General features: G+C 57.6%; 27 protein-coding genes. 12 read left to right on the top strand and 15 right to left on the bottom strand.

Translation table 11 applies throughout. The annotated features are described in order from the left end of the window. Window positions 1-263 precede the first annotated feature (263 nt). Both WDN10_02760 and WDN10_02755 read right to left on the bottom strand, forming a co-directional pair. Window positions 264-491 (bottom strand): hypothetical protein, encoded by a 228-nt coding sequence (locus WDN10_02760; protein MEJ0053623.1) that lies wholly within the window; start codon window positions 489-491, stop codon window positions 264-266. An 11-nt stretch (window positions 492-502) separates the two neighbouring features. Then, a complete protein-coding gene (locus WDN10_02755) occupies window positions 503-1,669 on the bottom strand; it encodes a GNAT family N-acetyltransferase (GenBank protein MEJ0053622.1) in 1,167 nt (388 codons plus the stop codon). Window positions 1,670-1,770: 101 nt separating this feature from the next. Here WDN10_02755 and WDN10_02750 point away from each other — a divergent pair, with 101 nt between their 5' ends. Together WDN10_02750 and WDN10_02745 are read left to right on the top strand one after the other, a co-directional pair. Beyond that, complete coding sequence (locus tag WDN10_02750; protein MEJ0053621.1) at window positions 1,771-2,754, top strand: LysR family transcriptional regulator; 984 nt, start codon at window positions 1,771-1,773, stop codon at window positions 2,752-2,754. 76 nt (window positions 2,755-2,830) lie between these two features. After that, the gene (locus tag WDN10_02745; GenBank protein MEJ0053620.1) at window positions 2,831-3,238 is read left to right on the top strand and encodes a helix-turn-helix transcriptional regulator; all 408 of its coding nucleotides are present in this window, start codon (window positions 2,831-2,833) and stop codon (window positions 3,236-3,238) included. A 196-nt stretch (window positions 3,239-3,434) separates the two neighbouring features. Here the strand turns inward: WDN10_02745 and WDN10_02740 are convergent, their stop codons facing one another. Together WDN10_02740 and WDN10_02735 are read right to left on the bottom strand one after the other, a co-directional pair. Beyond that, window positions 3,435-3,722: a hypothetical protein gene (locus tag WDN10_02740; protein MEJ0053619.1), complete on the bottom strand. Its 288-nt coding sequence runs from the start codon at window positions 3,720-3,722 to the stop codon at window positions 3,435-3,437. Window positions 3,723-3,744: 22 nt separating this feature from the next. Then, the gene (locus WDN10_02735) at window positions 3,745-4,608 is read right to left on the bottom strand and encodes a DNA/RNA non-specific endonuclease (protein MEJ0053618.1); all 864 of its coding nucleotides are present in this window, start codon (window positions 4,606-4,608) and stop codon (window positions 3,745-3,747) included. Window positions 4,609-4,780: 172 nt separating this feature from the next. Here WDN10_02735 and WDN10_02730 point away from each other — a divergent pair, with 172 nt between their 5' ends. Both WDN10_02730 and WDN10_02725 read left to right on the top strand, forming a co-directional pair. Further along, complete coding sequence (locus WDN10_02730; protein MEJ0053617.1) at window positions 4,781-5,746, top strand: S1/P1 nuclease; 966 nt, start codon at window positions 4,781-4,783, stop codon at window positions 5,744-5,746. Window positions 5,747-5,856: 110 nt separating this feature from the next. After that, window positions 5,857-6,147: a hypothetical protein gene (locus WDN10_02725; protein ID MEJ0053616.1), complete on the top strand. Its 291-nt coding sequence runs from the start codon at window positions 5,857-5,859 to the stop codon at window positions 6,145-6,147. Window positions 6,148-6,239: 92 nt separating this feature from the next. Here the strand turns inward: WDN10_02725 and WDN10_02720 are convergent, their stop codons facing one another. The 6 genes from WDN10_02720 to WDN10_02695 form a co-directional block, all read right to left on the bottom strand. Then, window positions 6,240-7,229 (bottom strand): cyanophycin synthetase, encoded by a 990-nt coding sequence (locus WDN10_02720; protein MEJ0053615.1) that lies wholly within the window; start codon window positions 7,227-7,229, stop codon window positions 6,240-6,242. A 150-nt stretch (window positions 7,230-7,379) separates the two neighbouring features. Then, window positions 7,380-8,609, bottom strand: a complete 1,230-nt coding sequence (locus WDN10_02715; GenBank protein ID MEJ0053614.1) for a DUF87 domain-containing protein — start codon at window positions 8,607-8,609, stop codon at window positions 7,380-7,382. A gap of 67 nt (window positions 8,610-8,676) precedes the next feature. After that, a complete protein-coding gene (locus tag WDN10_02710; GenBank protein ID MEJ0053613.1) occupies window positions 8,677-9,168 on the bottom strand; it encodes a hypothetical protein in 492 nt (163 codons plus the stop codon). A 234-nt stretch (window positions 9,169-9,402) separates the two neighbouring features. Beyond that, window positions 9,403-10,155 (bottom strand): hypothetical protein, encoded by a 753-nt coding sequence (locus WDN10_02705; GenBank protein MEJ0053612.1) that lies wholly within the window; start codon window positions 10,153-10,155, stop codon window positions 9,403-9,405. A gap of 8 nt (window positions 10,156-10,163) precedes the next feature. Then, a complete protein-coding gene (locus WDN10_02700; GenBank protein MEJ0053611.1) occupies window positions 10,164-11,195 on the bottom strand; it encodes an adenylosuccinate synthetase in 1,032 nt (343 codons plus the stop codon). Continuing rightward, the gene (locus tag WDN10_02695; protein MEJ0053610.1) at window positions 11,192-11,500 is read right to left on the bottom strand and encodes a nucleoside triphosphate pyrophosphohydrolase family protein; all 309 of its coding nucleotides are present in this window, start codon (window positions 11,498-11,500) and stop codon (window positions 11,192-11,194) included. The genes WDN10_02700 and WDN10_02695 overlap by 4 nt, the downstream gene beginning before the upstream one ends. Before the next feature lie 79 nt (window positions 11,501-11,579). On the opposite strand from WDN10_02695, the gene WDN10_02690 reads away from it, so the two are divergent. The 5 genes from WDN10_02690 (at window position 11,580) to WDN10_02670 (ending at window position 14,286) form a co-directional block, all read left to right on the top strand. Beyond that, complete coding sequence (locus tag WDN10_02690; protein ID MEJ0053609.1) at window positions 11,580-12,377, top strand: TatD family hydrolase; 798 nt, start codon at window positions 11,580-11,582, stop codon at window positions 12,375-12,377. Window positions 12,378-12,434: 57 nt separating this feature from the next. Beyond that, complete coding sequence (locus WDN10_02685) at window positions 12,435-12,923, top strand: hypothetical protein (GenBank protein ID MEJ0053608.1); 489 nt, start codon at window positions 12,435-12,437, stop codon at window positions 12,921-12,923. Between the two features lie 12 nt (window positions 12,924-12,935). Continuing rightward, window positions 12,936-13,385, top strand: a complete 450-nt coding sequence (gene ssb, locus WDN10_02680) for a single-stranded DNA-binding protein (protein ID MEJ0053607.1) — start codon at window positions 12,936-12,938, stop codon at window positions 13,383-13,385. A 10-nt stretch (window positions 13,386-13,395) separates the two neighbouring features. Then, window positions 13,396-13,602: a 30S ribosomal protein S18 gene (gene rpsR, locus WDN10_02675; GenBank protein MEJ0053606.1), complete on the top strand. Its 207-nt coding sequence runs from the start codon at window positions 13,396-13,398 to the stop codon at window positions 13,600-13,602. A 132-nt stretch (window positions 13,603-13,734) separates the two neighbouring features. Further along, window positions 13,735-14,286 (top strand): hypothetical protein, encoded by a 552-nt coding sequence (locus WDN10_02670; GenBank protein ID MEJ0053605.1) that lies wholly within the window; start codon window positions 13,735-13,737, stop codon window positions 14,284-14,286. A gap of 55 nt (window positions 14,287-14,341) precedes the next feature. Here WDN10_02670 and WDN10_02665 read toward each other — a convergent pair whose 3' ends face one another. Beyond that, a complete protein-coding gene (locus WDN10_02665; protein ID MEJ0053604.1) occupies window positions 14,342-14,917 on the bottom strand; it encodes a hypothetical protein in 576 nt (191 codons plus the stop codon). Between the two features lie 90 nt (window positions 14,918-15,007). Here WDN10_02665 and WDN10_02660 point away from each other — a divergent pair, with 90 nt between their 5' ends. Both WDN10_02660 and WDN10_02655 read left to right on the top strand, forming a co-directional pair. Further along, entirely contained in the window at window positions 15,008-15,577 is a 570-nt protein-coding gene (locus WDN10_02660; GenBank protein MEJ0053603.1) for a sigma-70 family RNA polymerase sigma factor, read from the top strand. 13 nt (window positions 15,578-15,590) lie between these two features. After that, window positions 15,591-15,926: a hypothetical protein gene (locus tag WDN10_02655; GenBank protein ID MEJ0053602.1), complete on the top strand. Its 336-nt coding sequence runs from the start codon at window positions 15,591-15,593 to the stop codon at window positions 15,924-15,926. 19 nt (window positions 15,927-15,945) lie between these two features. Here WDN10_02655 and WDN10_02650 read toward each other — a convergent pair whose 3' ends face one another. From WDN10_02650 to WDN10_02635, 4 genes are read right to left on the bottom strand one after another with little or no spacing between them, the layout of a single operon-like run. After that, entirely contained in the window at window positions 15,946-16,686 is a 741-nt protein-coding gene (locus WDN10_02650) for a hypothetical protein (protein ID MEJ0053601.1), read from the bottom strand. Between the two features lie 6 nt (window positions 16,687-16,692). Further along, window positions 16,693-17,742, bottom strand: coding sequence for a recombinase RecA (gene recA / locus WDN10_02645; GenBank protein MEJ0053600.1), 1,050 nt, complete (start codon window positions 17,740-17,742; stop codon window positions 16,693-16,695). Between the two features lie 50 nt (window positions 17,743-17,792). Beyond that, window positions 17,793-18,119 carry a hypothetical protein gene (locus WDN10_02640; protein ID MEJ0053599.1) on the bottom strand — a complete coding sequence of 109 codons (327 nt, stop codon included), beginning with the start codon at window positions 18,117-18,119 and terminating at the stop codon, window positions 17,793-17,795. 15 nt (window positions 18,120-18,134) lie between these two features. After that, on the bottom strand, window positions 18,135-20,372 hold the full coding sequence (locus WDN10_02635) for a DNA translocase FtsK 4TM domain-containing protein (protein MEJ0053598.1): 2,238 nt from the start codon (window positions 20,370-20,372) through the stop codon (window positions 18,135-18,137). A gap of 168 nt (window positions 20,373-20,540) precedes the next feature. Between WDN10_02635 and WDN10_02630 the strand changes: the two genes are divergently transcribed. Beyond that, entirely contained in the window at window positions 20,541-21,263 is a 723-nt protein-coding gene (locus tag WDN10_02630) for a hypothetical protein (protein ID MEJ0053597.1), read from the top strand. Window positions 21,264-21,438 lie beyond the last annotated feature (175 nt).

Genomic DNA, 21,438 nt, shown 5'->3' with positions numbered 1-21,438 from the left:
ATAGCCTCCCCTTGAAGCTTTGTAACGAAGCCCGGTATTGGCTACAAGGGGAAGTTCCGGCACCACGCTGTTATACAGCTACCATCAGGATGCCGCCGTTGAATTTATGACGGACTATGCACTGCATCGTCTCCTATGCTTCGCTCCCGCGATATACTCATTATCCTCTGGTTGCCGAATGATCCGTTATCGGGCGAGTGTTGTCGGACGAATAGTTGCGAACTTGTCGTAGGCCGCGTTTTGAATAGAGCCGCGCGCTTTCGCTAATCTTTTGCGAACTGCATTATGTCCGCCGTTGTTATCGCTCGCCGCCTCGCCATCTCGTCATACGCGTCGTCCTGGATCGTTTCCCGAGCTTCAGCAAGCGCCAGGAGAACGTCATCAAGATCGGATATGCTGATCCTATTATTCGCGCGCTTGCGCTGTGCCAACTCACGCACGCAGGTGTCGAGTTCAACAAGGCGGACAAAGCAATCGAGCGTTCCGGCCATGTCGAGCACTCCTAGACGGGATTAGTCGCGGGCCGTGCCGCTGACTGGTCAAGAACGCCGCGCCTGTCCCACGCCCCTTCGGGTCGGATGATCACGTAGGGATCGGTGGCGGTCGTGATCGCCTCGGGATGCGGCGCGAGGTCGGCTTCGATCTCGACGTATTCGTGATCCGCGAAGACGAGCGGACGCTGCGCGGCGCACAGACGAAAGCCGAACCGCTCATAGAAGCGGACGAGGCGCACCTGCGAGTGCGCGTAGAGCTTCGTGTATCCCTTGCGGCGGCACAGCTCGATTCCGAACTCCAGGATTTCGTACTTGATCCGCGTTTTGCGGAAGCGCTCGAGCACGGCATACCGCTCGAATTTCGCGAATGACGCGAAGTGACGGATGCGAAGCACTGCCGCAGGCTCGTTGTTCACGAACCCCAGAAGCTGGATGCCGCAGAAGTCGTTGCCGTCGAATTCCTCGCGGTAGGGGGCGAGCTGCTCCGCGCCGAACACCACGCCGCGAACATAGGCGCACATCATGAGGTGCTCGGCGTTCGAGGCCACGATCACGTCGAGCTGCGCGACTTTGCTTGGCGGCGGCGCAAGAAGGCTGCCAAGCGGCAGCAGCACGAGCCCGCCCCGGTCGCCGATCCGCGCATCGACCGGCACGAAGCCGCGCCTACGGGCCGAGCGCAGCCCCTCTTCGGTCTGGGAGACGGTGTAGAAGGGAACGTCGATGTAAGGCGAAAGCGCGAGGGTGAGGAGCGGCGCGGTGACCCGCACTAGGCGATGCGCCACGACGCCCCACACGTACACCGCCGCCGGACGCGTGCCGCCCTCGGCCACAAGCTCAAGCGGCGGGCTCTTGCGGTCGAGCGCGCCTTCCTTGAGCGCGTCGAGACCGGGATCGGTGAGCGGCAGGAAGCCGAAATAGCCGATAGGGGCCGGTGGCTCCCCGCCTCTTTGGCGCTCGATAAGCCACAGGGCATCGGGATTGCGGGCGTGAACAGCCCGAATAACCTCCTCCGGTGCCGTTTCGGCGGAGATGTCCGAGACGGTCAGGCTATGCACAAACGGAATATCCCCGACCCCGGCCGGACGCAGCCATACGCTTCCCCCATCGGGATGCGCTGCGGCATGTTCGGGCCCGTAGGTACCGCTTCGTATCGCGCTAAAATCGTTCTTTTCCAAGGAATTACTCCACGGCGCCGCCTGGCGCCTTATGCATTTTTTTGTTGCCGGAGCTTAAATTGCCATTCGATTATCGCCGCCCGGAAGCCAAGGGACGGAAGATGGTACTTTCCAATAGTGATGACCCCTCGCCCGAGCAGTGGAACGATCTCCGCTATTTTCTCGCAATCGCCGAGGGCGGCAGCATCAAGCGGGCCGCGGCGATGCTCGGATCAACGCAGGCAACCGTGAGCAAGCGGCTGCGCAGCTTCGAACAGTGGATCGGCGGGCGCGTATTCATACGCGGCACCGACGGCTGCGCGCTCACCGACCTCGGCGAACGTCTGCTTCCGAACGCGTTTGAGGCGCGCAAATGCATTGCGCTCCTTCGCAGGGACGCGAAGGACAGCGGAGGCAGCGTTCAAGGCGACTGCCGCATCCTGGTCGCGGACGGGGTTGCGAGCCTCTGGCTGGCGCAGTTCATGCCGAGCTTCCTCGAACGGCATCCGAACATTGAGCTCAAGGTATCGCCCGATCAGGACATCACCGCGCCCCGAAGCGACAGCTTCGACATCCGCATCCACTTCTACGATCCGGGAAATTCGGATCAGGTGTCGAGGCCGCTCGCGACCGTCCATTACGCCCTGTTCGCGTCGAAGTCCTATCTGCAAAAACACGGGACGCCGCAGACGAGCGAAGCGCTTAGCGAGCACCGGTTGCTCGATCTCGCCCAGTATCAGACGCGCACGGCATCCTGGGCCGCATGGTCGGGCGGAAACGTCGTCAAGAACGTGTCGATCCTCACCAACCAGACGAGCTTCTTCGAGCGGTGCCTGCATTTTGGCGCGGGCATCGCGCTCGCACCTACCTACCACGCGCTTGGCGACCCGGACCTCGTCGCCCTTCCGCTTGCGTTTCGCCTTCCCGGCAAGCTCTACATCTCATATAACCGCGTGCATGCCGCAAAACCCGCCGTCAAATCGACGCTCGCGTTCCTGCGCGAGACGGTCTTCGTGCCAGAGCATATGCCGTGGTTCCGGGAAGAGTTCGAAGCGCCGCGCCCGGAATGGGAGCGCATGCACCGGGAGTGGATGAAGGAGGCGTAACAGGCTGAGATTGCGCGCGACAATGGGGTTTTCGCGCCATAGAATTTGCGAGATCGATAGTATAACGGGATTGAGAATGGCCCCGCGCAAGCACAGTTCGTCAGAGATCAATAAGATTATCGGCCAAAAGATATTTGCCGCACGGACGCTGCGCGGCCTGTCGCAACTCGCTCTCGGAAAGCGCCTCGGCGTTAGTTTCCAACAGATGCAGAAGTATGAAAAGGGAACCAACCGGCTGCCGCTTGAAGCGCTGTTGCGGATGATGGTGGTGCTTGATCTGCCCTGGGAATACTTCGTTTCCGAGGCATACGACAAAGCCCGTTCGGCACTGTTCGCGGAAGAAATGCCGCTGCTTTCGAGCGCCGACGGGCGGGCGCTTGCGAGAGCGTTCGCGCAGGTCAAGTCGCCCGCCCGGCGCAAGCACATCGTCGCGCTGGTGCGGGAGTTTGCCGAGGCTTCCGATAAGCTGCCGGACGCCGACTAGTGGACGGCATCGCCGCTTTCGGGCCGCTCCTGCCGCAGCTTCTTCACCGCTTCCGCAACGCTTGCCATTGCCGCATGGCCCTCCCGGTCTCCTTCGCCGAGCAGGGTAGCGGCGCGGCGAAGCGCGAACTGTTCCGCCTCATCGCCATAGAGCGAGATGAGCGTTTGCGCGCTTCGCCAGATATCAATCGGATCGATCAGTTCCCGAGCCCATGCGTGCTTCGATAGCCGCGCACCATATCGTCCGAAACGTCAGACGGGTAGCACAGCGGAGCATATCCGCCGGGCCGACTGTACGCGCTTCGCCCGCCGCAGGAGCGCCCGTTTCGCATCGTGCTGTACGGACACGGGCAGTTGCCGGGATAGCTTGCGATGGACTCGCGGATCATTTGTCCCCGGACTTCCGCATCCGTGGTCCGCGCGATGAGTGGGGTTGCCGCAAGTGCGGAGAACGCCACCAGCGTCAGTATGAATGCCTTGCGCATGCCGTATCTTCCCGCGCTCGTGCTACTCGCAGCCCAAATCCTCATAGAGGCCGGTCTTCGCCTCGCTCTCCTCAAGCTGCGTGCGGTCGGTCTCGTTGAGATCGAGGAAGAACTTGAGGCCCGAGCGCGTCTCAACGTCGCCGATGGTGGTGCGCGTTTCGCAATAATCGGCGGCTTTGGGTGTATCCTGCGGCATGACGAACGCCACGGCGTCGATCCCGTCGTCCGTCTCGACGGCGACGATCTTCCAATAGCCCGAAGGGACTTTGTGCTTGACGCTCGCCTTGGGAAGCGGCGGCATCTTCTTTTCGTAGAGCGTCCCGGTGACGGTATACACGGTCTTCGCGGTGCCGCCCGTAATGAGCTTGCGTTCGGCGGTTTCGAGCCGCACCCATGCGCCCTGATTGAGGTCGGACTTTTGTGGGGTGATGTTCGAGAGATAGTTCGCCTCGGCATTGAACTTCGAGCCGCATAGGCTTGCCAAGGGCGCTTGATGGCCCCGGTCGGACTGGAGCGCCGCACTGATGTCCTTGTAATCGGCGGGCTTGAGCGTGGTGCCGGCCGCTAGGTCCGGGTCCTTCGCCCACTTGCGCGAACAGTTCGACCCGATGGTCGCTTTGGAGATCTTGTACGCGACCCAATCGGCGAATTTCGTGTCGGGGTTCGAGCTGAGCGCATAGACATGGTGCACGACCGTCTTGTTCTTTGCCGGCGCGCCCTCGGGGCATGCGTCAAGGCAGAAGGACGCCGCGCTGGTCGCGGCCAAGGCCGAACCGGCCGGGCCATACGCACCCGCGACGAGAAGCGCGAAGACGGCAAGAAGCGCATGAATGGGAAATGATGCCCGATACGAACGCGTCGGAAAAACTCGCGTGCCGCTAGTCATGCCAATACCCCCTGAGAAACACCCCACCAATAGAAGCAGCATAGGCCCGGCCCGATACGAAGTCTAAGGCGCACATTCCTCTTGGACGGGTGAAATCATCCGGGCATCATCCGTTCTTCGGCTAGGGCGAGTCCTCGCATCCTGGGCACGAATAGTGAGGGGGAGCGGGTACATGGGTGGACGTCGGCGGGTTCTTCTTGCGCTGTTTGGAGCTGGTGGCTTCGTCAGTCTTTGTCTCACAACGAGCGGTGCCCTCGCCTTCGGCGGCACCGGCCACGAGGCGGTCTGCGAGATCGCATACAAGGAGCTCACGCCGACGGCCCGCAAGGCGGTCAACAAGCTTATCCGCTCAGAAACCCCGCTTAAGGACGCTGACGGCAAGGAGATACCGAGAACCTTCCACGGGGCCTGCACCTGGCCGGACGAGAAGGGCGATGTGCAAAGCAGCCGGAGGGCGGAGCACTTCATCAATATGCCGCGCGATTGGACGAGCTTCCCCGAGGCCAAGTGCGTGAATGCGGCGACGTGCCTTTTCACGGCCATCCCCGCCGATATCGCCATCCTCAAAGACCCGAATGCCTCAACCGACAAGAAGCGCACGGCCCTCAAATTCCTCGGGCACTGGCTCGGCGACATACACCAGCCGCTCCACATTTCGTATGCCGATGATCGCGGCGGCAACAGCGTCGGCGTGAAGGGCGTCTCGGGCTGCGCCTATGACGGCAAAACCGCGCTCCATACCGTGTGGGACACCTGCATTCCCGAACAAGTCATGCGTGATCTCCACATCGCGCAGACGAAGCCAGCAGGCCCTGGGCGCGAGGCGTTTGGCAATGTTCTTCAAAAGGAAATCACGGACGAGCAGCGGGCAACGTGGAAGGCGTCGCTCGATCCGATGGTATGGGCCAACGAATCGCTCACCGTCTCCCGCGCGCCCGACACCGGATACTGTACGCTCTCCGGCACCACCTGCCGCTATTCCGAAGACAGCGAGACGTATACCGGTGGCGCCGTTCGCGTCTTCGCGCCCGACGGCAACTACAAGGAAGACCGCGCCGCCATCGTGGAAGAGCGCTTGCAGGCGGCAGGGGTGCGGCTTGGGGCGATCCTGAATGGGATTTTCGACGAGGCGAACTGATCGACGCGTTACCGTAGGGCGTGGCCTGACGCACGCTTGCGAAGATTATTCCTCTGGCCCTGCGCCAGCCACTAAACTAGCATCGAGCCGCATTTTTGATCGGAGTTAATATGCGCAAGATTTTTGCCGCCCTTTTGGTCTTCACGACCCTGCTGGCCACTGGCGCTGAGGCGGCAGCGAAGGACGTCAGTGTCAGAGGCTATGTGCGGAAGGACGGCACGTATGTTCCGCCACACCATCGCTCATCGCCTGACAGCAATCCCTATAACAATTACTCGACGTATCCAAACGTGAACCCCTATACGGGCGAGCAAGGTCACAAGCGCGTCGATCCGTATAGTTCGCCGTCTGGTTCCTCGCGCAATGGCACGGATACCAATAATCCCTACGATCCCGACTAGGCGGTCGCTCGGCGCAAAACGTTGGTCAGCAATCACGATTTGGCCGATGCCTATTGGTGTCAGGAAGATCGGTCGTATGGACTATACACGAGCTAGTCACGATCCAAGCTCTTAAGCACCGTCGTATACATCTTTTCGACGATTTTGTTTTGTGCCGCGCCGCTTTTCGCATAATGATCGAGCCCCGGGGCCGAATTGACTTCAAGCACCCAATACGTTTTGGGCGGCTCCGAGATATCCCCGTCTATCATGAGATCGACGCCGCACAGGCGCAGTCCCATATCCCTCGTAAGCGACACCGCGATTTTCCTGAACTCCTTGTGCACGCTTTCCGTTACGTCTTCCGATTCGCCGCCCGTCGAAAGGTTGGCGTTATCCAAAAGAAAAACCTTTTGATCCTTTCGGAGAACGGAAGCGAAGCTCAGTCCCTGATGCTCGAGCTTTTCCGCTATGCGCGGATCGTCGGCCCTGATCGCCGTGTCGCGCCCGGCGCGCCGAAACTCTTTCTGCTTCGACTTGAGCAACGCCGCTACGGAAGCTTTTCCATTGCCGACGACGCTTAGCGGAACCCTGTAGTACGCCGAAATGATTTCTCGGTCCAAGACCACGATGCGGTAGTCTTTTCCTGAAACAGGTATTTGGACAAGCGCGACTTTGTCCACCTCAAAGGTCGCCCGCATTCCGCGATAGAATTGACGCTTCGTGCGAGCCAAGCATACTGCTTTCCCCTGACTGCCGCTGTTAGGCTTCACAATCACCGGAAATCCCAGCCGTCGCGCGTATCGATAGGCGGCCGTGATCTTTCGCTTGGAGCGGATTGTCTCTGCCCAGTCGTCCCGGAAGAACGTTTTTCCTTTCACGATGGGATAACCCATGTGCTTCATGAAGAAGTTCGCAAAATCTTTGTCCTTCGCGACTTCCGATGCGCCCAGCGTATTCACGTCAACGCTGGAGAACCGGAAGTACCGCTTGCGACCGCTTCGGAAGGCGATTTGCCCGACGTAGCCCCACTCAGGCTCGATCAGCACTTTTGCGCCGATCTTGGGCGCGATTTTCAAAAGTAATTCGGTAATACCGGGCATGCGGCGACTCAACATATGGTTGAGCTATACTGTAATATATTCAACCTGTGAGGGAAGCCAGGTACTGACGCCCAGTTGTTGCCAAGACGCTATGGCAATTACCAAAACAGCCCACGCGGGCGTGCCATCTGCAAAAAAACGTGATCCCGCTCACACATAGTCAGACGCGCTTTCGCCCGCATTCAAGTCTGAAGTCCTTCGTAGCGGTGCGAGCTTTGTCTCTCCCCGCGTCGAATGATCGACTGTATTTGCACTAAACGCCCCGCCCGGCACCCCATCAATCATCAGCTTCAGATAGATATGGTGGTTAGGCAGGTTCAGGAGATCGTGTGTGTCAAACGTCGGCTGAAACTCCTTCGCCAGGATTGACGCATCCTCGGGGCCAACACGGAATGATATGAGCGTCCCAGCGTTCCCCAGAACCGCATGCCGTATCTCGGGTTCAAGCTGGTGCATATATTGGTGCGCCAAGGTAAGGCCCACGCCGTACTTCCGCAGCTCCGACATCATGTCGGCGAGCATAAGGGTCGTGAAGGACTGGAATTCGTCGATATAGACGAAGAAAGGGCGGCGGGAGGTTGGGGGACTGTCGGCCCGACTAAAGGCAGCAAGGCCCAGGGTCGAGACGATGAGCGCGCCGAGGATGTGCGAGCTGTCCTCGCCAAGTTTGCCCTTCGAGAGATTGACCAGAAGAACCCCGCCGCCGTCCATGAGGGCACGGAAGCGGATATCCTCCTTTGGCTCGACGAGGATGCGATAGAGCGTGGGGTCGGCAAGGAGCGCCCCGATCTTGTTTTGTATCGGAGCCACGGCGTCCGCCCTCTGGCGAAAGTGGAAGTGCTCGAACTCATGGAGCCAGAAGCGGCGGACGGTATCGTTCCTAATCCCCTTGGCGAGCGCCTTCCGGTATGTCTCGTCGGCATAGAGGCGGAGGATATCGGGAAGCCGCGCATCCTCCTGCTCGAATAGCGCATACAGCGTATTCCTAAGGACGTGCTCCATGCGCACGCCCCACGCGTCGGGCCAGAGCTTCTTGAGGGTTTCGAGGAAGCCCGAGACGGCAAGCGGTATCTTGTCGTCCCTGACCCTCCGGAGCGGATTATAGCCGAAGGGCTGGGAGGGATCGGGGGCGTTCAGATAGACGGCTTCCGGCGCGTCCCTCGCGATCCGTTCCACGAGATCGCCGTGCGGGTCTATGAGGGCGAAGCCGCGCCCGGCCCGAAGGTCTTGCCGGGCGAGGGTTTCAAGGAGGGTGGACTTGCCCGTGCCAGTCTTGCCGATGACGTACAGGTGCGAAAGACGGTCGGCTTGCCTCACACCGAAGAGCTGGTTTCGGTTGCGGAAGTTGGTGCGGGCGAAGTAGCTGATGCTCGCATCCATGCAGAACAGCATCTGCCTGACATTCACGCGGCATAAGGCGCGACAATTCTCGAAAAAGTATGTCGCCTTATATGCCGGAGACATCAGGACGTTGGGGACGTTGCGGCGGCTTGTCTTCTCGCCGGCAGACTTCTTTGAGCGCTTCGTATAGCAGCTTTATGTCAGGTTCCGATCGCTCCCCGTTACGGCGCACCGGATTGGAAAGACGCCACTGTACGATCTCCCGGTACGGAGATTTCAGCTCAGGTACGGCCTCTTTTCCGCTACCAGTTAGGTTCCAAGCGATTGCAGACGCAATGCGGCGCCGTTGGTCCGGCAAAGCCATTTCGTAGCGTGTTTCCACGACATCTGGCAGTTCCAATGCTTGCAGCACGCCGTCGGCGGGTTGACGCGAAGCCTCCGGGCTTTCCAGTTTGTCTAGCAGTTCGCGCCGCTCGCCCAGGAGCGCGGCCTTCTTGGCTTCGTATTCCTGCTTTTCGATGAGGTGGTCGAGGAGCGCGTCTGTAAGGCGTGATAGCCGTGTGTCGCATTGTTGCAGGCGCAGTCGCAATCCCGCCATGAGACCACCGCGGTCCGCGGTCTCATTCCGTAGCTCATGCGCTGCCAAGTCCCTCAAGTCCCCAATCTCATCCGCCGAGAGATGCGCGAGGCCCGCGCTGCGCAGCAGTGATTTGTGGATATCGTCCTGCAGGATCGTTCGTAAAAAGGAGGTTGTGCAACTTGTTGCGGATTATCAAAGTAGGCATCCGAGGCGAAGTCAGGCTCCTTTCCAATATCCATGTTGCTCACTTACTTAGAGTAGGTCTAACTGATTTTTCGTTGTAACCGTTGATACAGACTCCTTAGAGTGTATCTCGATAAAGATCTTATCTCCCCATTGTCTATTTACTGCCTGGAGGGATCGATCTATTCGCGACCTGTGGGCAGCTTTCGGCACAAGAAAAAATACGGTATGCGTCGTCCGAAGTGAAAATACTTCCTCCACATTCAGCCAATCGATGAGTTTCAATGCAATAGCTCGGATAAACTCAGACCGTTCTTTCCGACCAAAATGTTGATACAGCAAGATTGAAAGTCCATTCCGAGATAACTTTTCGATTTCAGACCGATAAATGTACTTATGTGCTCCCTTGGAGCCATAGGGGACTGACTTCACTTCAAGGCCGTTGTCGGGGTCCAAGAACACAATATCAGAATTGCGGGCTTCATCTGCCAATCGGGCAAAAAAAGCTTCCCGTTGGGAGGGAGCATCGCCGATTTCCTCACGAAAGTAGTTTGAGTTCGGTATTAGTCCGGACTTTTCAACTATTTCGAGATTACGGGAATTTTTGAAGACTGCGTCCGCGAGTAGATCAAATACCAACGGCTCATGGTTGCGCCATTCTCTTACGTCCGCCAAATAAGTTGTATGCCGCCCGTCGGTACTTTGATCATCTCGCGTCAGCATCCAACACACAGTGAGCGAGCACTCACCCTCAATCGAAAGTGTGCGCAGCAAACCGTACTTCTTATAGTCGCTCAAGTCGCCAAAGTATTGGTTTTTCATGCTGGTATCTAATGGGGGAGGTTCTTTTCGCGTCGTAAGTCTATCATATCGCTGTTACGGGGCCCCGTGCCCACCAGCGAAACGGGAACTCCCGTTTGTGTCTCTAGTGCGTCGATGAATTTTTTTGTTGAAGCAGTCAGTGCGGTGTAGCTTCTAAGTCCAAAGTTTGCATGGTCCAAGTAGTCGACGAAGTTTAAAGCAATTTGGGTCGCCGAATTGATCATCAAAGATCGTTTAGCTTCGGCCATTGAGAACCTCCCGACGCGTCGAATTCGTTTGGTAACGGTAGTTATCTCTAACAGCGGTGTTGGGTAGCCCGACTCGGCGGTGACGGTCTGCCAATCGATTTCGTCTTGAAGAGGTCCCGAAGGGCCGCCAACTCTAATCGGGTGGGTGCGGAGAACTCCAATCACTTGACCCACATCTTTGGGACCGATTCCTACTTCGGCGCAAAATGAACTTGCGGTCGTTTCCCTGCCTGTTACAAACGGATAGTAACCATGATGCAAACTCAAGAAAAATCCTTGCGACCCCTCAATCATTACAGCTAGGCCTTGTTGGAGTTCGGAATTGATCGTGCCAGCAACATCGGCAAGCAGTGGCCGCAACTCGGGCACGTCTCTTGCGAGAGTTACTTTCCGACGTAAGACCTTAGCTGCGATTGCTGCACCAACGCCTTGTCCGGTGGACGAAATCGAACTGATTAAATCTAGTTCCGAATTTTGATATTCTTCATCAATTATGACAGCCTGAGGGTCAACTATCAAACGCCCCTCGACAATACCACATGCCGTTAATTCTCCTAATAGTACGGCAGTGTTTATTATGGCCCCGGCACCAATCGCGAGGCGACATTGTTGGTTCACGAAGGCACTAGGGACCGCTCGAACTTGATAGAACGTGCCATTGCGCTCGACGGTATGCCCCGAGTTTGGCCCGCCAGTTCGAACTGCACGAGCGAACTCATCTGAAAGATAAGCTGCAATCTTACCTTTTCCTTCGCTGCCATACTGCGCACCGATGATGACTGTAGCTTTCATTCCTGAGATTTTTCATGGGACCAATCCGATACACGGCGGTTCCCCCTCACTACCTTGGCTTCCCTCCGCATGTTAATGGCATGTTTTGCAAAGAAAGCAGTTTCTATATCAATACCAAGCGTGACGCAGTTTCCAAGAAGTAGATACAAGAGGTCTGCGTGTTCCTCTGAAATGTCGCCAACACCCTTTGAAACCACGGCGTGGAGTTCACCCAGTTCTTCTATGAGTAGTCCAATTCTGAGCGACATGACCGCCATGTTCCCGGTCCCCACGTCGTAGCCGTGCTTTCGATGAAAATCAGTCACGGCTTTTAACCTGCAGGATCGTTCGTAAAAAGGAGGTTGTGCAACTCACTCAGACCTTTTTATGCTATCGTTCAACCGCATGAAGTATTTCGATGCGCATTGCCACGTCCAGTTCGACCTGTTCGACGAGGACCGAGGAAGGCTCTTCGAGAATCTTGCGGAGAATGAGGTCGGCGGCATCGTTGTCGGCGTCGACCGGAAGTCTTCCGAGCAGGCGATAGTCCTCGTGGAGAGCCGTCCCGACTTCTACGCCTCTGTCGGACTCCATCCGAACGACACGCCCGAAGAAAGATTCGACGAGACGGCCTTCCGCTCGCTTGCCGCGCACCCGAAGGTAGTTTCGATAGGGGAGTGCGGGCTAGACTATTTCCGCCCCGTTGATACAAGCGACGAAGCGAAGAAAAAACAGCGAGCGGTATTCGAGAGCCATGTCGTGCTTGCAGCCGAGACCGGGAAGCCCCTGATGATTCATGCGCGGCCTTCCAAGGGAACGGTCGACGCATATAGCGATCTCATCGATATTCTCGAAAGCGCGAAGCGCGAGCACGGAGACCGCCTTACCGGAAATGTACATTTCTTCGTAGGCGGCATCGAAGAGGCGCGCAAGCTCTTCGCGCTTGATTTCACTACGTCCTATACGGCCGTGCTCACTTTTACCCACGACTATGACGAGGTGGTACGCGCCGCGCCCCTTACGCACCTTCTCTCCGAAACCGATTCTCCCTACGTCGCTCCCTCATCCCGCAGGGGGAAGAGGAACGATCCTTTGGCCGTCATGGATGTCGTCTCCGCCATCGCCCGCATCCGCGGGGAGGAAGTCGAAACTGTCCGCGAAGCGCTTCTTATAAACGCCAGGCGGATCTTTAAGCTCGCCTGATTTACGCTTTAAAGCTGCCTTGCGAGGGGTAGGGCAGCGTGCTAGGATGCCCCTATTATGGCCAAGAAGAAGGATCAGGCAGCGGAGAGCGCGGAATTCGACGCCGACATCGATGATGGCGAGGCCCGCGTATACGAGCTTGGTTTCCATATCGACCCCGAGCTTCCAAGCGAGGAAGTGAAGAAGGTCTATCAGGGCATCCGCGATGCGGCAGAAGCCGCAGGCGAGATCGTTGCCGAGGGAGAGCCGGAAAGTATCCCGCTCGCGTACACCATCTCAAGAAGCGATGTAGGCGGACGCCGCGACTTCAACAGCGCGTTCTTCGCATGGATCGCATATGAAGCGAAAGGCGAAGGACATGCTGCAGTTATCTCGAAAGCGGGGGAAGAGAAGCGCATCATTCGCTTTATCGATGTGAAGACTGACCGTGAGGCCGCTCGTCATGCGGCCGATCTGCGCTCTATCCGCATGCAGGTTCCGCAAAAGGAGGAGGGCATCTCCGAAGTCGAGCTCGACGCGGCGCTTGAAACGGCTACGACCGTCTAATACCTTACCCAGATGTATCTCAACAAAGCTTTCGTCTACGGCAACCTCACCCGCGATCCGGAACTCCGCGCGCTCCCTTCGGGCCAGCAAGTCGCGTCGTTTTCGATCGCGACCAACCGTACATACAAGAACAAGGAGGGGGCGAAGCAGGAGTCGACCGAGTTCCATAACATCGTGGCGTTCGGCCGCCAGGCGGAAGTTATCGGCCAGTACATGAAGAAAGGCAAGGCGATCTTCGTCGAAGGCCGCATGCAGACCCGTTCCTGGGAGAGCGAAGGGCAGAAGAAGTACCGCTCCGAGATCGTCGTCGAGAACTTCCAGTTCGGTCCTGCGGGTGCCGGAATGGGCGGAGGTACCCGCGGCCAGGAGGGCGCGGGAGAGGGAAGCCAGGACAAGGGCGCGCCCGCCGACGAGATCCAGTACCCGGACGAAGACATCAACCCGGAAGACATTCCGTTTTAAATAATCACCTATGGCATATCAATCCGAACGGGAAGAGGTAGAGCTTAAGAAGCACATCGATTACAAGGATGTGGAATATCTTCGCCAGTTCACGAGCCCGCACGCGAAGATGCTCCCCAGAAAGCGCACCGGACTTCCGGCCGGAAAGCAGCGCGATATCACGCAGGCGATAAAGCGCGCCCGCTACATGGCCCTCATGCCGTACCTCGCGGCGTAATTCTCGTTAGGCAAACTACAAGAAGGCGGTTTTTACCGCCTTCTTGCGTTTACATTTTTGCTGTGGCACTCTCCGCTTCAGGAAGCGGCGGCACACGGGGTGCCGCCCGTACCTTAACGAGGCCCGAAAGCGATGCGGATTCAAACCTGGCCTCGGCGCGCTGCGGTGCTTGGGCTCAAAACGTTGCAAAGACTGCTTGCCGAAGTAGAGGCGGCAATCCCGAGGTCGAGCATCATATTCACGCTCGGGATGATGTTCATCATGGCGCTTGATTGGTCTGTCGACCTGTATGATCGCCCGTCAGCGGTCGGCGGGCGATTGACTGTAGCCGAGATTCGGGCGGCAAGCGTGAAAGCGGCTGAATGTTTGAAATGGCCGGAACCAGTCGTTCAAGCGGTAGCTCGGCACGACATGACGCAGAGGCTCGAGCATGCGGTATCGCTACGCGTAGCAAGAGCGCGATTTGTCGCGATCTCCGGCGCGGGAGCGTGCCGCGTAATCGCGGTCGCGCGGGTTTTCACCGTCTTTGGTATTCGCTCGCAATGGTTCGGACGGGAAGGCGAATATGGCGTACCGCAGGGAAAATCATATTTCCTCCTTCCCTACGCGCTTACGCCTGACGGACTGACGTTCGTCGCTTCGGACTCTTCCGTGACCGTTCGGACCGGCCGGAGGTCACGATGATCGAAGAAACGGAGCTGCAGTAAATGGCGGGACCCCGGGGTCCCGCCATTTCGCTTTACGCTTTCTCGACCCGTTCCACGTATTCGCCCGTGTCCGTGTTGAGGCGGAGGATATCCCCCTCGTTTATGAAGAGCGGAACGTTTACGGTCGCCCCGCTCTCAAGCGTGACGAGCTTGCTGCCGCCCTGGGCGGTGTTTCCTTTGACGGCCGGGGGAGCGTCGGTGACTTTAAGATCGATCTTGACCGGAATCTTCACGGAGACCTGCTTGCCCTCGTATTGGAATATCTCGACTTCCGAATTTGGGACCAGGTATTTCACCTTGTCAGATACGGCGTCCTCCTCGAAAAAGAAACGGTTCTTCGCGTTGCCGGTTTCGGCAAACCACGACTGGCCGCGGTTGGTATAGAGATAGTTCGCTTCCATAGTCGAGATATCGGCTTCCTTGACCGTTTCGCTCTGGTGAAAGGATATCTCGGTGACCTTGCCCGTGAGCATGCTTCGGAGCTTGGTCTGGTTCACGGGCTTCCTCATCTGCATGCGGAACACGTGCGAGGAGAGCACCTCGTACGGAGCGCCTTCGTATTCGATCACGACCTTCGGGACTATCTCGTTGTAGCTGAGTACTGCCATAGGGATTGATTAGTGCTTGAAACTAACGGCGGGGAAGGGCGGTTATAAAAAATGTCCGACCCGCGGATGTAGCGTATGATACAGGCTATTATGAGCTTTTCAAGAGAGGCGGCCCCCGAGCTTCCCGACGCCGAGATACTCGTCCTTTCCCGAAGTTCTCCCGAGCATTTCGCCATCCTCGTCGCCCGCTACGAGGCACCCCTGCTCCGGCGGGCCAAAGCGATACTCCGGAGCGACGAGGACGCGGAAGAGGCGGTGCAGGACGCCTTCACCCGCATATACCTCTACGCCGACCGCTATGAGGCCCAGGAGGGCGCGAGCTTCTCTTCCTGGGCGTATGCCATCCTCAACCGGGTCGCCTATACCAAGTATCAGAAACTGAAAGCCGAGCGGGGCGTGCGCACCGAGTTAGAGCCCGAAAGCTTCGAGCGCATCGCCGACCGCGAGGATTTCGTTGCTGACCTTACCGCTAGGGACGAGGTGCTCCAGGCGCTCGCGAAGCTTCCGGAGTCCGCCGCAAGGCTTTTGAGACTCCAATTCCTTGAAGGAAAAAACCAAGAGGAAATGGCGCGAATAGAAGGCGCGAGCGTCTCGGCCGTGAAGACGCGGGTACACCGGGCGAAGAAGCTTTTCAGGGAAACTTTTAACAAGCAGCGCTAGTTATCTTTTCCGTATGGAACCAACCTCTGCGATCCAGAAAACCGTGATGCGCCGGGTGCGCATCATACGCGCTTCGCGCATGGCCCTGAGCCTCGAGACCGGGGCACTTATTCTTGCCGCATTCGCGCTCTACGGCATCGGCAGGGAAGTGTGGGTGGCGAAGGTATTTGCGAACGCGCCGTCGCTCGCGCATATAAACGCCTTTATGCACTTCTGGGTCTCTGCATTTCTTGACACACGCCTGCCGGTACAGCTGCTTTCGCTCGTCGTGCTCGTGGCGGTTGTCTATCTTGCGCGCGAGACCGCGCGGGCGTTTGTTTTTTCTGCTGCTATTTCAGTACAAGCCTAGAAATTCTAAACGATACCCATTAAGTTTTTCCGTTGGAAGGGTTTCGCCACCGCCTCTCGACGTTTTCGAGTTCAGAAGCTTTGAATCCAAAACTAGTTTCGGCATCACGAACTGTATCTTGTGGCGCTCGAGTAATATAAAGTCGCCGATGCTTGGTATCGAGTACCGCTCCAACCTCCCAATCCCATTGATTAAAATCAGGATTGTTCGGTCCTACTACGACATGCGGATCGATGCCTAGGGTCTTTTCGCACAGTTTCCTTAGAAGCATAATTGATTCTCGGTACCCTTTCATATCTTCGGAATTCCTTGCCGCTCCACCAAAAAGCATCACATCGATTGAATGAGGGGAGCAGTTGTCATGCAATTCCATTAAACGCGATGTCATATCGACAATGTACCGATCGCGGTGTTCTTGTACGATCTGTTTGGGGTCTTGATGAGTCAAAAGCGAAACAGTTTCACCAGATCTCTTATCCGTGCCTACGGCGGCAAGACCGGTACAGTCGAGATAATCTTTCGATTCCTTATTGCTTGCATCGATGGCCGAAATTACATAGGTACCCTCGCCTCCATTAAGTTGATTGAAGCGGTTCCATTTTTTTGTGTTCCCGTAATAGTCGACGGGGATGGCGTCCAAATCGTGTATATCTGCTCGTGTGTACGGGTCGAAATCCGCCTTTGCTCCGATACAAGCGGTAATCCGCATTTCAGGCGATGTCTCACCTGATTGCTTCGGAGCGACGTATCCTTCCCTCATAAGAATTTACCCCTCCGCAAGCTTCGCTCTGATCTGCTTCAGAAGATCGTTCGCGATAGCCTTGTTCTCCCTGAGGAAGGTGCGCGAAGCATCGTACCCGACGGCAAGCTTCTGTTCGCCGAATTTGTACGTATTGCCTGATTTCTGCACGAGCTCATACTTCTCACCAAGCGCGATAAGCTCGCCTTCGCGGCTGATGCCTTCGTTATAGAGGAGATCGAACTCGGTGGTCTTAAAGGGCGCCGCCACCTTGTTCTTCACCACCTTCACCCGCACCCTCCCGCCGACAACTTCTTCGCCCTTCTTGATGGATGCGATGCGCCTGATGTCGAGGCGCACGGAAGTATAGAACTTGAGGGCTTTGCCGCCGGTCGTCGTCTCGGGATTCCCGAACATCACGCCGAGCTGCATGCGGATCTGGTTGATGAAAATGATGATGGTCTTCGACTTCGCGGTGATGGCCGTGAGCTTCCTGAGCGCCTGGGACATGAGTCTGGCCTGCTTGCCCATCTGGGCCTGTCCCATGTCGCCCTCGATCTCGTCTTTCGGGGTAAGCGCGGCGACCGAGTCGACCACGATCACGTCGACCGAGCCGGCGCGCACGAGGCTCTCGACGATCTCGAGCGCCTGTTCGCCGGTATCCGGCTGCGATATCAAAAGCTCTTGGAGCCGTACGCCGATCCTGCGTGCGTATTCCGGATCAAGCGCATGTTCGGCGTCGACGAACGCGCAGATGCCGCCAAGCTTCTGTGCTTCGCTTATCACATGGAGCGCAAGCGTCGTCTTGCCTGAGGATTCTGGCCCGTATATTTCGATGATGCGGCCGCGGGGAAGCCCGCCGATCCCGAGCGCCGCGTCGAGCCCGATCGAGCCCGTCGGAACGAATGCGATTTTTGCCGGGGAAGTGGAGCCATACGTCATGATGGCCTCATCGCCGAACTTGGTCTGGATTTCCTTGATCGCACGGTCGATAGACTTCTGCTTGTCGGACTGAGGCGCGGCCCCTTCGGCCTGATTTTCTTTTTCTGCGGTCTTTGCGGATTTCTTGGCGGCCATGGTTTCGTAAGGCTAACGGGTAAGTTATGAAATAAATCTGAAACAAAGGACTACGGAACGACGACCGTGCGGCGAAGGATCGTGGACCTCCCGAAGCGGTCGGCGGCGGTCAGGGACAGTATAGTATGCCCCGAAGGGAGTACCAGGAGCTTCTCGAAGTGCCCGCTGGCCTCCGGGAGAATCTTTGCGCCGTTGAGGGTGAGCGAGTCGATCCGGTACGCGGTGCCGGAGACCACGAGGAATCCGTCGGGAATAACGGCCCCGTCTGCGGGGGAAGAAAGGACGATGCGGGGCCCGAGGACAAGCGGCAGTCCTTTCACGACCCCGAAGCCAAGAATGGCGAGAAGTACCAGGGGGATAGCTATACGGACTAGCATGGCGTCTTCGGCGCCCTAGAAGACTGACGGTTCTTCATCTTCGGAAGGGGAGAGATCGGCGGAAGACGCGGCTGCCGCGGCTCCCGCTGCCGTGAGCACCTCTCGGGGCTTACTGCCATCGGCAGTGCCGATGACCCCCTTGGCCTCAAGGAGATCCATGAGGCGGGCCGCGCGGGAATATCCGATGCGGAGCTTGCGCTGCAGGTACGACGTGGAAGCCCGGCCCGCTTCTTCGACCGCTGCCTTTGCCTGTGTGTAGAGGTCGTCGTCCACGTCGTCATCTTCTCCCGCCATGAGGATCGCGTCATTCGGGCCTTCAGATGCGCCGCCTGTACCTCCAAGGTCAAGCGAAGAAAGATCGCCCGCATTGTTCTTTTTTATATACTGCACCACCTTCTTCACTTCACCCTCTCCTATATAGGCGGTCTGGATGCGTACCGGCTTTTGCATATCGGCCGAGAGATAGAGCATGTCCCCGGCGCCAAGAAGCATTTCGGCGCCGCCCGAGTCGAGAATGGTGCGCGAATCGATCTGCGAGGCCACCTGAAGCGCCATACGCGTTGGCACGTTCGCCTTGATGAGGCCGGTGATGACATTCACCGAAGGGCGCTGTGTCGAAAGGACCAGGTGGATGCCCACGGCGCGGCTCATCTGCGCAAGGCGCACGATAGCCGCTTCGAGTTCCCGCGGATAGGTCTGCATAATATCGGCGAGCTCGTCGATGACGATGACAATGAACGGCATCGCTTCCGGGCGCGCCTCGCCCTTAAGTTTCTTTGCGGGCTCAAAGACGGTCGCGTGATAGGAATCAATATCGCGCACGGTCTCGGCCTCGAGGATGTTGTAGCGGCGTTCCATTTCCTTCGCCGCCCACTTAAGCGCAAGGATCGCCTTCTTCGAGTCGGTGATGACGGGCGTGAGAAGGTGGGGGATGCCGTTATAGAGGGTGAGCTCGACGCGCTTCGGGTCGACCATGATGAACCGCAGCTGGTTCGGGCCGTTCCGATAGAGCAGGGAAGTGATGATTGCGTGCATGGCAACCGACTTTCCGGAACCGGTCGCGCCCGCGACAAGTCCGTGCGGCATCTTCGCGATGTTCACGTAGTGCGGCGTGCCGGTGATATCACGGCCAAGCGCCGCGAGAAGCGGCTTCGCGCTCTTGGTCCACTCCGGCGCGCCCATAACGCCGCCGAGGCCCACGGTCGCTTTTGAGGCGTTCGGGACCTCGATACCGACAAGCGACTTGCCTGGGATCGGCGCCTCGATGCGCACGGGATGCGCGGCGAGTGCAAGCTCAAGGTTGTTTTGGAGCGATATTATTTTTGAAAGTCGCACTCCTTCCGCCGGTTTTATCGCGTAGCGCGTGACGGTAGGGCCAACCGATACTTCGTCCATCTCCACGTTAATGCCGAAATTTTGGAACGTGCGCTTGATGATATTGGCGTTCGCCTTTATGTCGCCTACGTCAGGCTTGCCCTTGTCGCCCCCAAGGAGTGAGAGGGGAGGGGCGTCGTACTCGGCATCAAAGCTCGGGATGCCGCCGGGGGACGCCGCACGGGCTTGGGACGGGCTTTCGTTAAACATCGTGACGAGCGGGTCTCGCTCGACGAGCTCATCCGATACTTCCTGTGGTGCCACTTCGGCCTCCGTTTCCGAAGATTCTGTAGCAATGTTGTCTTCAAGCTCCTGCGCCTGTCGCTCAAGCCTTCGTTCGCGCCTGCGCGCAATCGCCGCAAGCCACGCGTTCCCGATTGCCCGGCCAAGCGCGGCGAGCGCGTTTACCAGTACACGTACTATGGCCGCCACATCGCTTACGATAACGATCCCCGCAGCTGCTATCGCAAGTACCAGGACAAGCGCCCCCCAAAATCCGAAGAACTGTTGAAGTTCGTCTCCAAGGGAAGCACCTGCAAGGCCTCCGACGGTTTTGGAAAACAGCCCGGCGAAAGCGAGCACCGCAGCGAGGATGAGCGCGGTACCGGCTGCGGTAAGGGGCGCGATGCGCGGACGCCTGAAACCCGCATAGATTCCAAGCCAAATCATAAGGAGCGGCAGAAGAAATGCGCCGATACCGACGAGAAGATACGCAAACCCGAATATCGTAGAGCCGACTGGACCCGCAAGAGGAGATCCGCCAAGGTCCGCGAACGCCGCAAGTCCCATAAGCGCGCCAAGGGCGAGAAGTACTATGGCCGCAGCGATCCGCAACAGCGTTTCGTACGTCTCGACATTTTTCTTCTTGGCTTTCTTCATTTAAGCATTGTACCACTTAGGTTTTCTGGCGGTGTTATACACATTTGCGCGAGCGGTATATAAGACATATACTCCTTCTCAAGGACGAACTACATAAAAGACTTTATGGCGGAAAAAGGACAACATCCAGAAATCCAGTCAAGCGCACAGCGTCCTTATAACCCCGACTTGTCTGACTTTGTCCTAGAGAAGAGCATATTCTCCAACATATTCGATAAGGACATACGTCGCGTATTCATTTACAAGAAAGCGGAGCGCCTCGCGAAAGCCGTGCATTTAGTAAGTCCGGCATTTTCCCGCGCGCCCTCTCTAAGAGACAAGATCGACGCGGTCGCCGTCGGCCTCATAGACGGCGCGATACTCGCACCGCGAGAAGCGCGCGAGGCTCTTTCCCGCGAGCTTCTTGCGCTCTCAAGTGTTTTGGCGATCGCCCGTACCGGAGGCCTCCTCTCTTCCATGAATGCCGACCTAATCGCGCATGAGGCCCGGGAACTTCTCCAGGAAGTTGCTGCCTATGAGGAGCCGCGCGTCATGCTTGAGAACACGCCGACCCTTGCCGAACTCGCCAAGATCCTGACGCAAAGAAACATTCAGACGCTTGTAAAACCCATTCCGCAATCGCGTCCGGGGACACCGGCGAACCGCCCGGAGCATATAGGACATATAGGACAAATATCGGACAAACCGCGCAAATCAGGACGCCGCGATGCCGTACTTGCCGTACTGCGCGGGAAAGGCCCCCTCTATATAAAGGATGTTTCGATGGTAATACGAGACGTAAGCGAGAAGACTATCCAGCGGGAGCTCCAGGCCCTTGTCGATGAAGGAGTTGTGATTAAAGCGGGGGAACGCAGGTGGACCTCATATCGCCTTGCCGGGCAGCCTTCATAATTTCTTTGGGTAGTTAGAGGTAGATTGACTTAGGCCGCCGCAGGAGGTATCTTCTATATGTGGTGACGACCTACCGGTAATCACGACTGCGGCCGGAAACGGCCTCTTTGTGTTTTCCAGGCGGAGTCGGTTATCCACATTCATACAGGCTTCTTGCGGTATAGAACGCCGCGGC

This window comes from bacterium (assembly GCA_037200965.1).
GTDB lineage: Bacteria > Patescibacteriota > Minisyncoccia > Phycocordibacterales > Phycocordibacteraceae > C7867-001.
This window is presented reverse-complemented; position numbering and strand designations above follow the sequence as displayed.

Coding starts and splice junctions, on each gene's coding strand:
- WDN10_02665 (MEJ0053604.1), bottom strand. CDS start 14,917: ATGGCAGTACTCAGCTACAACGAGATAGTCCCGAAGGTCGTGATCGAA.
- WDN10_02710 (MEJ0053613.1), bottom strand. CDS start 9,168: ATGGCGGGATTGCGACTGCGCCTGCAACAATGCGACACACGGCTATCA.
- WDN10_02640 (MEJ0053599.1), bottom strand. CDS start 18,119: ATGCTAGTCCGTATAGCTATCCCCCTGGTACTTCTCGCCATTCTTGGC.
- WDN10_02760 (MEJ0053623.1), bottom strand. CDS start 491: ATGGCCGGAACGCTCGATTGCTTTGTCCGCCTTGTTGAACTCGACACC.
- WDN10_02725 (MEJ0053616.1), top strand. CDS start 5,857: ATGCGCAAGATTTTTGCCGCCCTTTTGGTCTTCACGACCCTGCTGGCC.
- WDN10_02740 (MEJ0053619.1), bottom strand. CDS start 3,722: ATGCGCAAGGCATTCATACTGACGCTGGTGGCGTTCTCCGCACTTGCG.
- WDN10_02745 (MEJ0053620.1), top strand. CDS start 2,831: ATGGCCCCGCGCAAGCACAGTTCGTCAGAGATCAATAAGATTATCGGC.
- ssb (MEJ0053607.1), top strand. CDS start 12,936: ATGTATCTCAACAAAGCTTTCGTCTACGGCAACCTCACCCGCGATCCG.
- WDN10_02720 (MEJ0053615.1), bottom strand. CDS start 7,229: ATGCCCGGTATTACCGAATTACTTTTGAAAATCGCGCCCAAGATCGGC.
- WDN10_02750 (MEJ0053621.1), top strand. CDS start 1,771: ATGGTACTTTCCAATAGTGATGACCCCTCGCCCGAGCAGTGGAACGAT.
- WDN10_02660 (MEJ0053603.1), top strand. CDS start 15,008: ATGAGCTTTTCAAGAGAGGCGGCCCCCGAGCTTCCCGACGCCGAGATA.
- WDN10_02655 (MEJ0053602.1), top strand. CDS start 15,591: ATGGAACCAACCTCTGCGATCCAGAAAACCGTGATGCGCCGGGTGCGC.
- WDN10_02690 (MEJ0053609.1), top strand. CDS start 11,580: ATGAAGTATTTCGATGCGCATTGCCACGTCCAGTTCGACCTGTTCGAC.
- WDN10_02715 (MEJ0053614.1), bottom strand. CDS start 8,609: ATGGATGCGAGCATCAGCTACTTCGCCCGCACCAACTTCCGCAACCGA.
- WDN10_02730 (MEJ0053617.1), top strand. CDS start 4,781: ATGGGTGGACGTCGGCGGGTTCTTCTTGCGCTGTTTGGAGCTGGTGGC.
- recA (MEJ0053600.1), bottom strand. CDS start 17,742: ATGGCCGCCAAGAAATCCGCAAAGACCGCAGAAAAAGAAAATCAGGCC.
- WDN10_02700 (MEJ0053611.1), bottom strand. CDS start 11,195: ATGAAAGCTACAGTCATCATCGGTGCGCAGTATGGCAGCGAAGGAAAA.
- WDN10_02685 (MEJ0053608.1), top strand. CDS start 12,435: ATGGCCAAGAAGAAGGATCAGGCAGCGGAGAGCGCGGAATTCGACGCC.
- WDN10_02635 (MEJ0053598.1), bottom strand. CDS start 20,372: ATGAAGAAAGCCAAGAAGAAAAATGTCGAGACGTACGAAACGCTGTTG.
- rpsR (MEJ0053606.1), top strand. CDS start 13,396: ATGGCATATCAATCCGAACGGGAAGAGGTAGAGCTTAAGAAGCACATC.
- WDN10_02670 (MEJ0053605.1), top strand. CDS start 13,735: ATGCGGATTCAAACCTGGCCTCGGCGCGCTGCGGTGCTTGGGCTCAAA.
- WDN10_02735 (MEJ0053618.1), bottom strand. CDS start 4,608: ATGACTAGCGGCACGCGAGTTTTTCCGACGCGTTCGTATCGGGCATCA.
- WDN10_02705 (MEJ0053612.1), bottom strand. CDS start 10,155: ATGAAAAACCAATACTTTGGCGACTTGAGCGACTATAAGAAGTACGGT.
- WDN10_02650 (MEJ0053601.1), bottom strand. CDS start 16,686: ATGAGGGAAGGATACGTCGCTCCGAAGCAATCAGGTGAGACATCGCCT.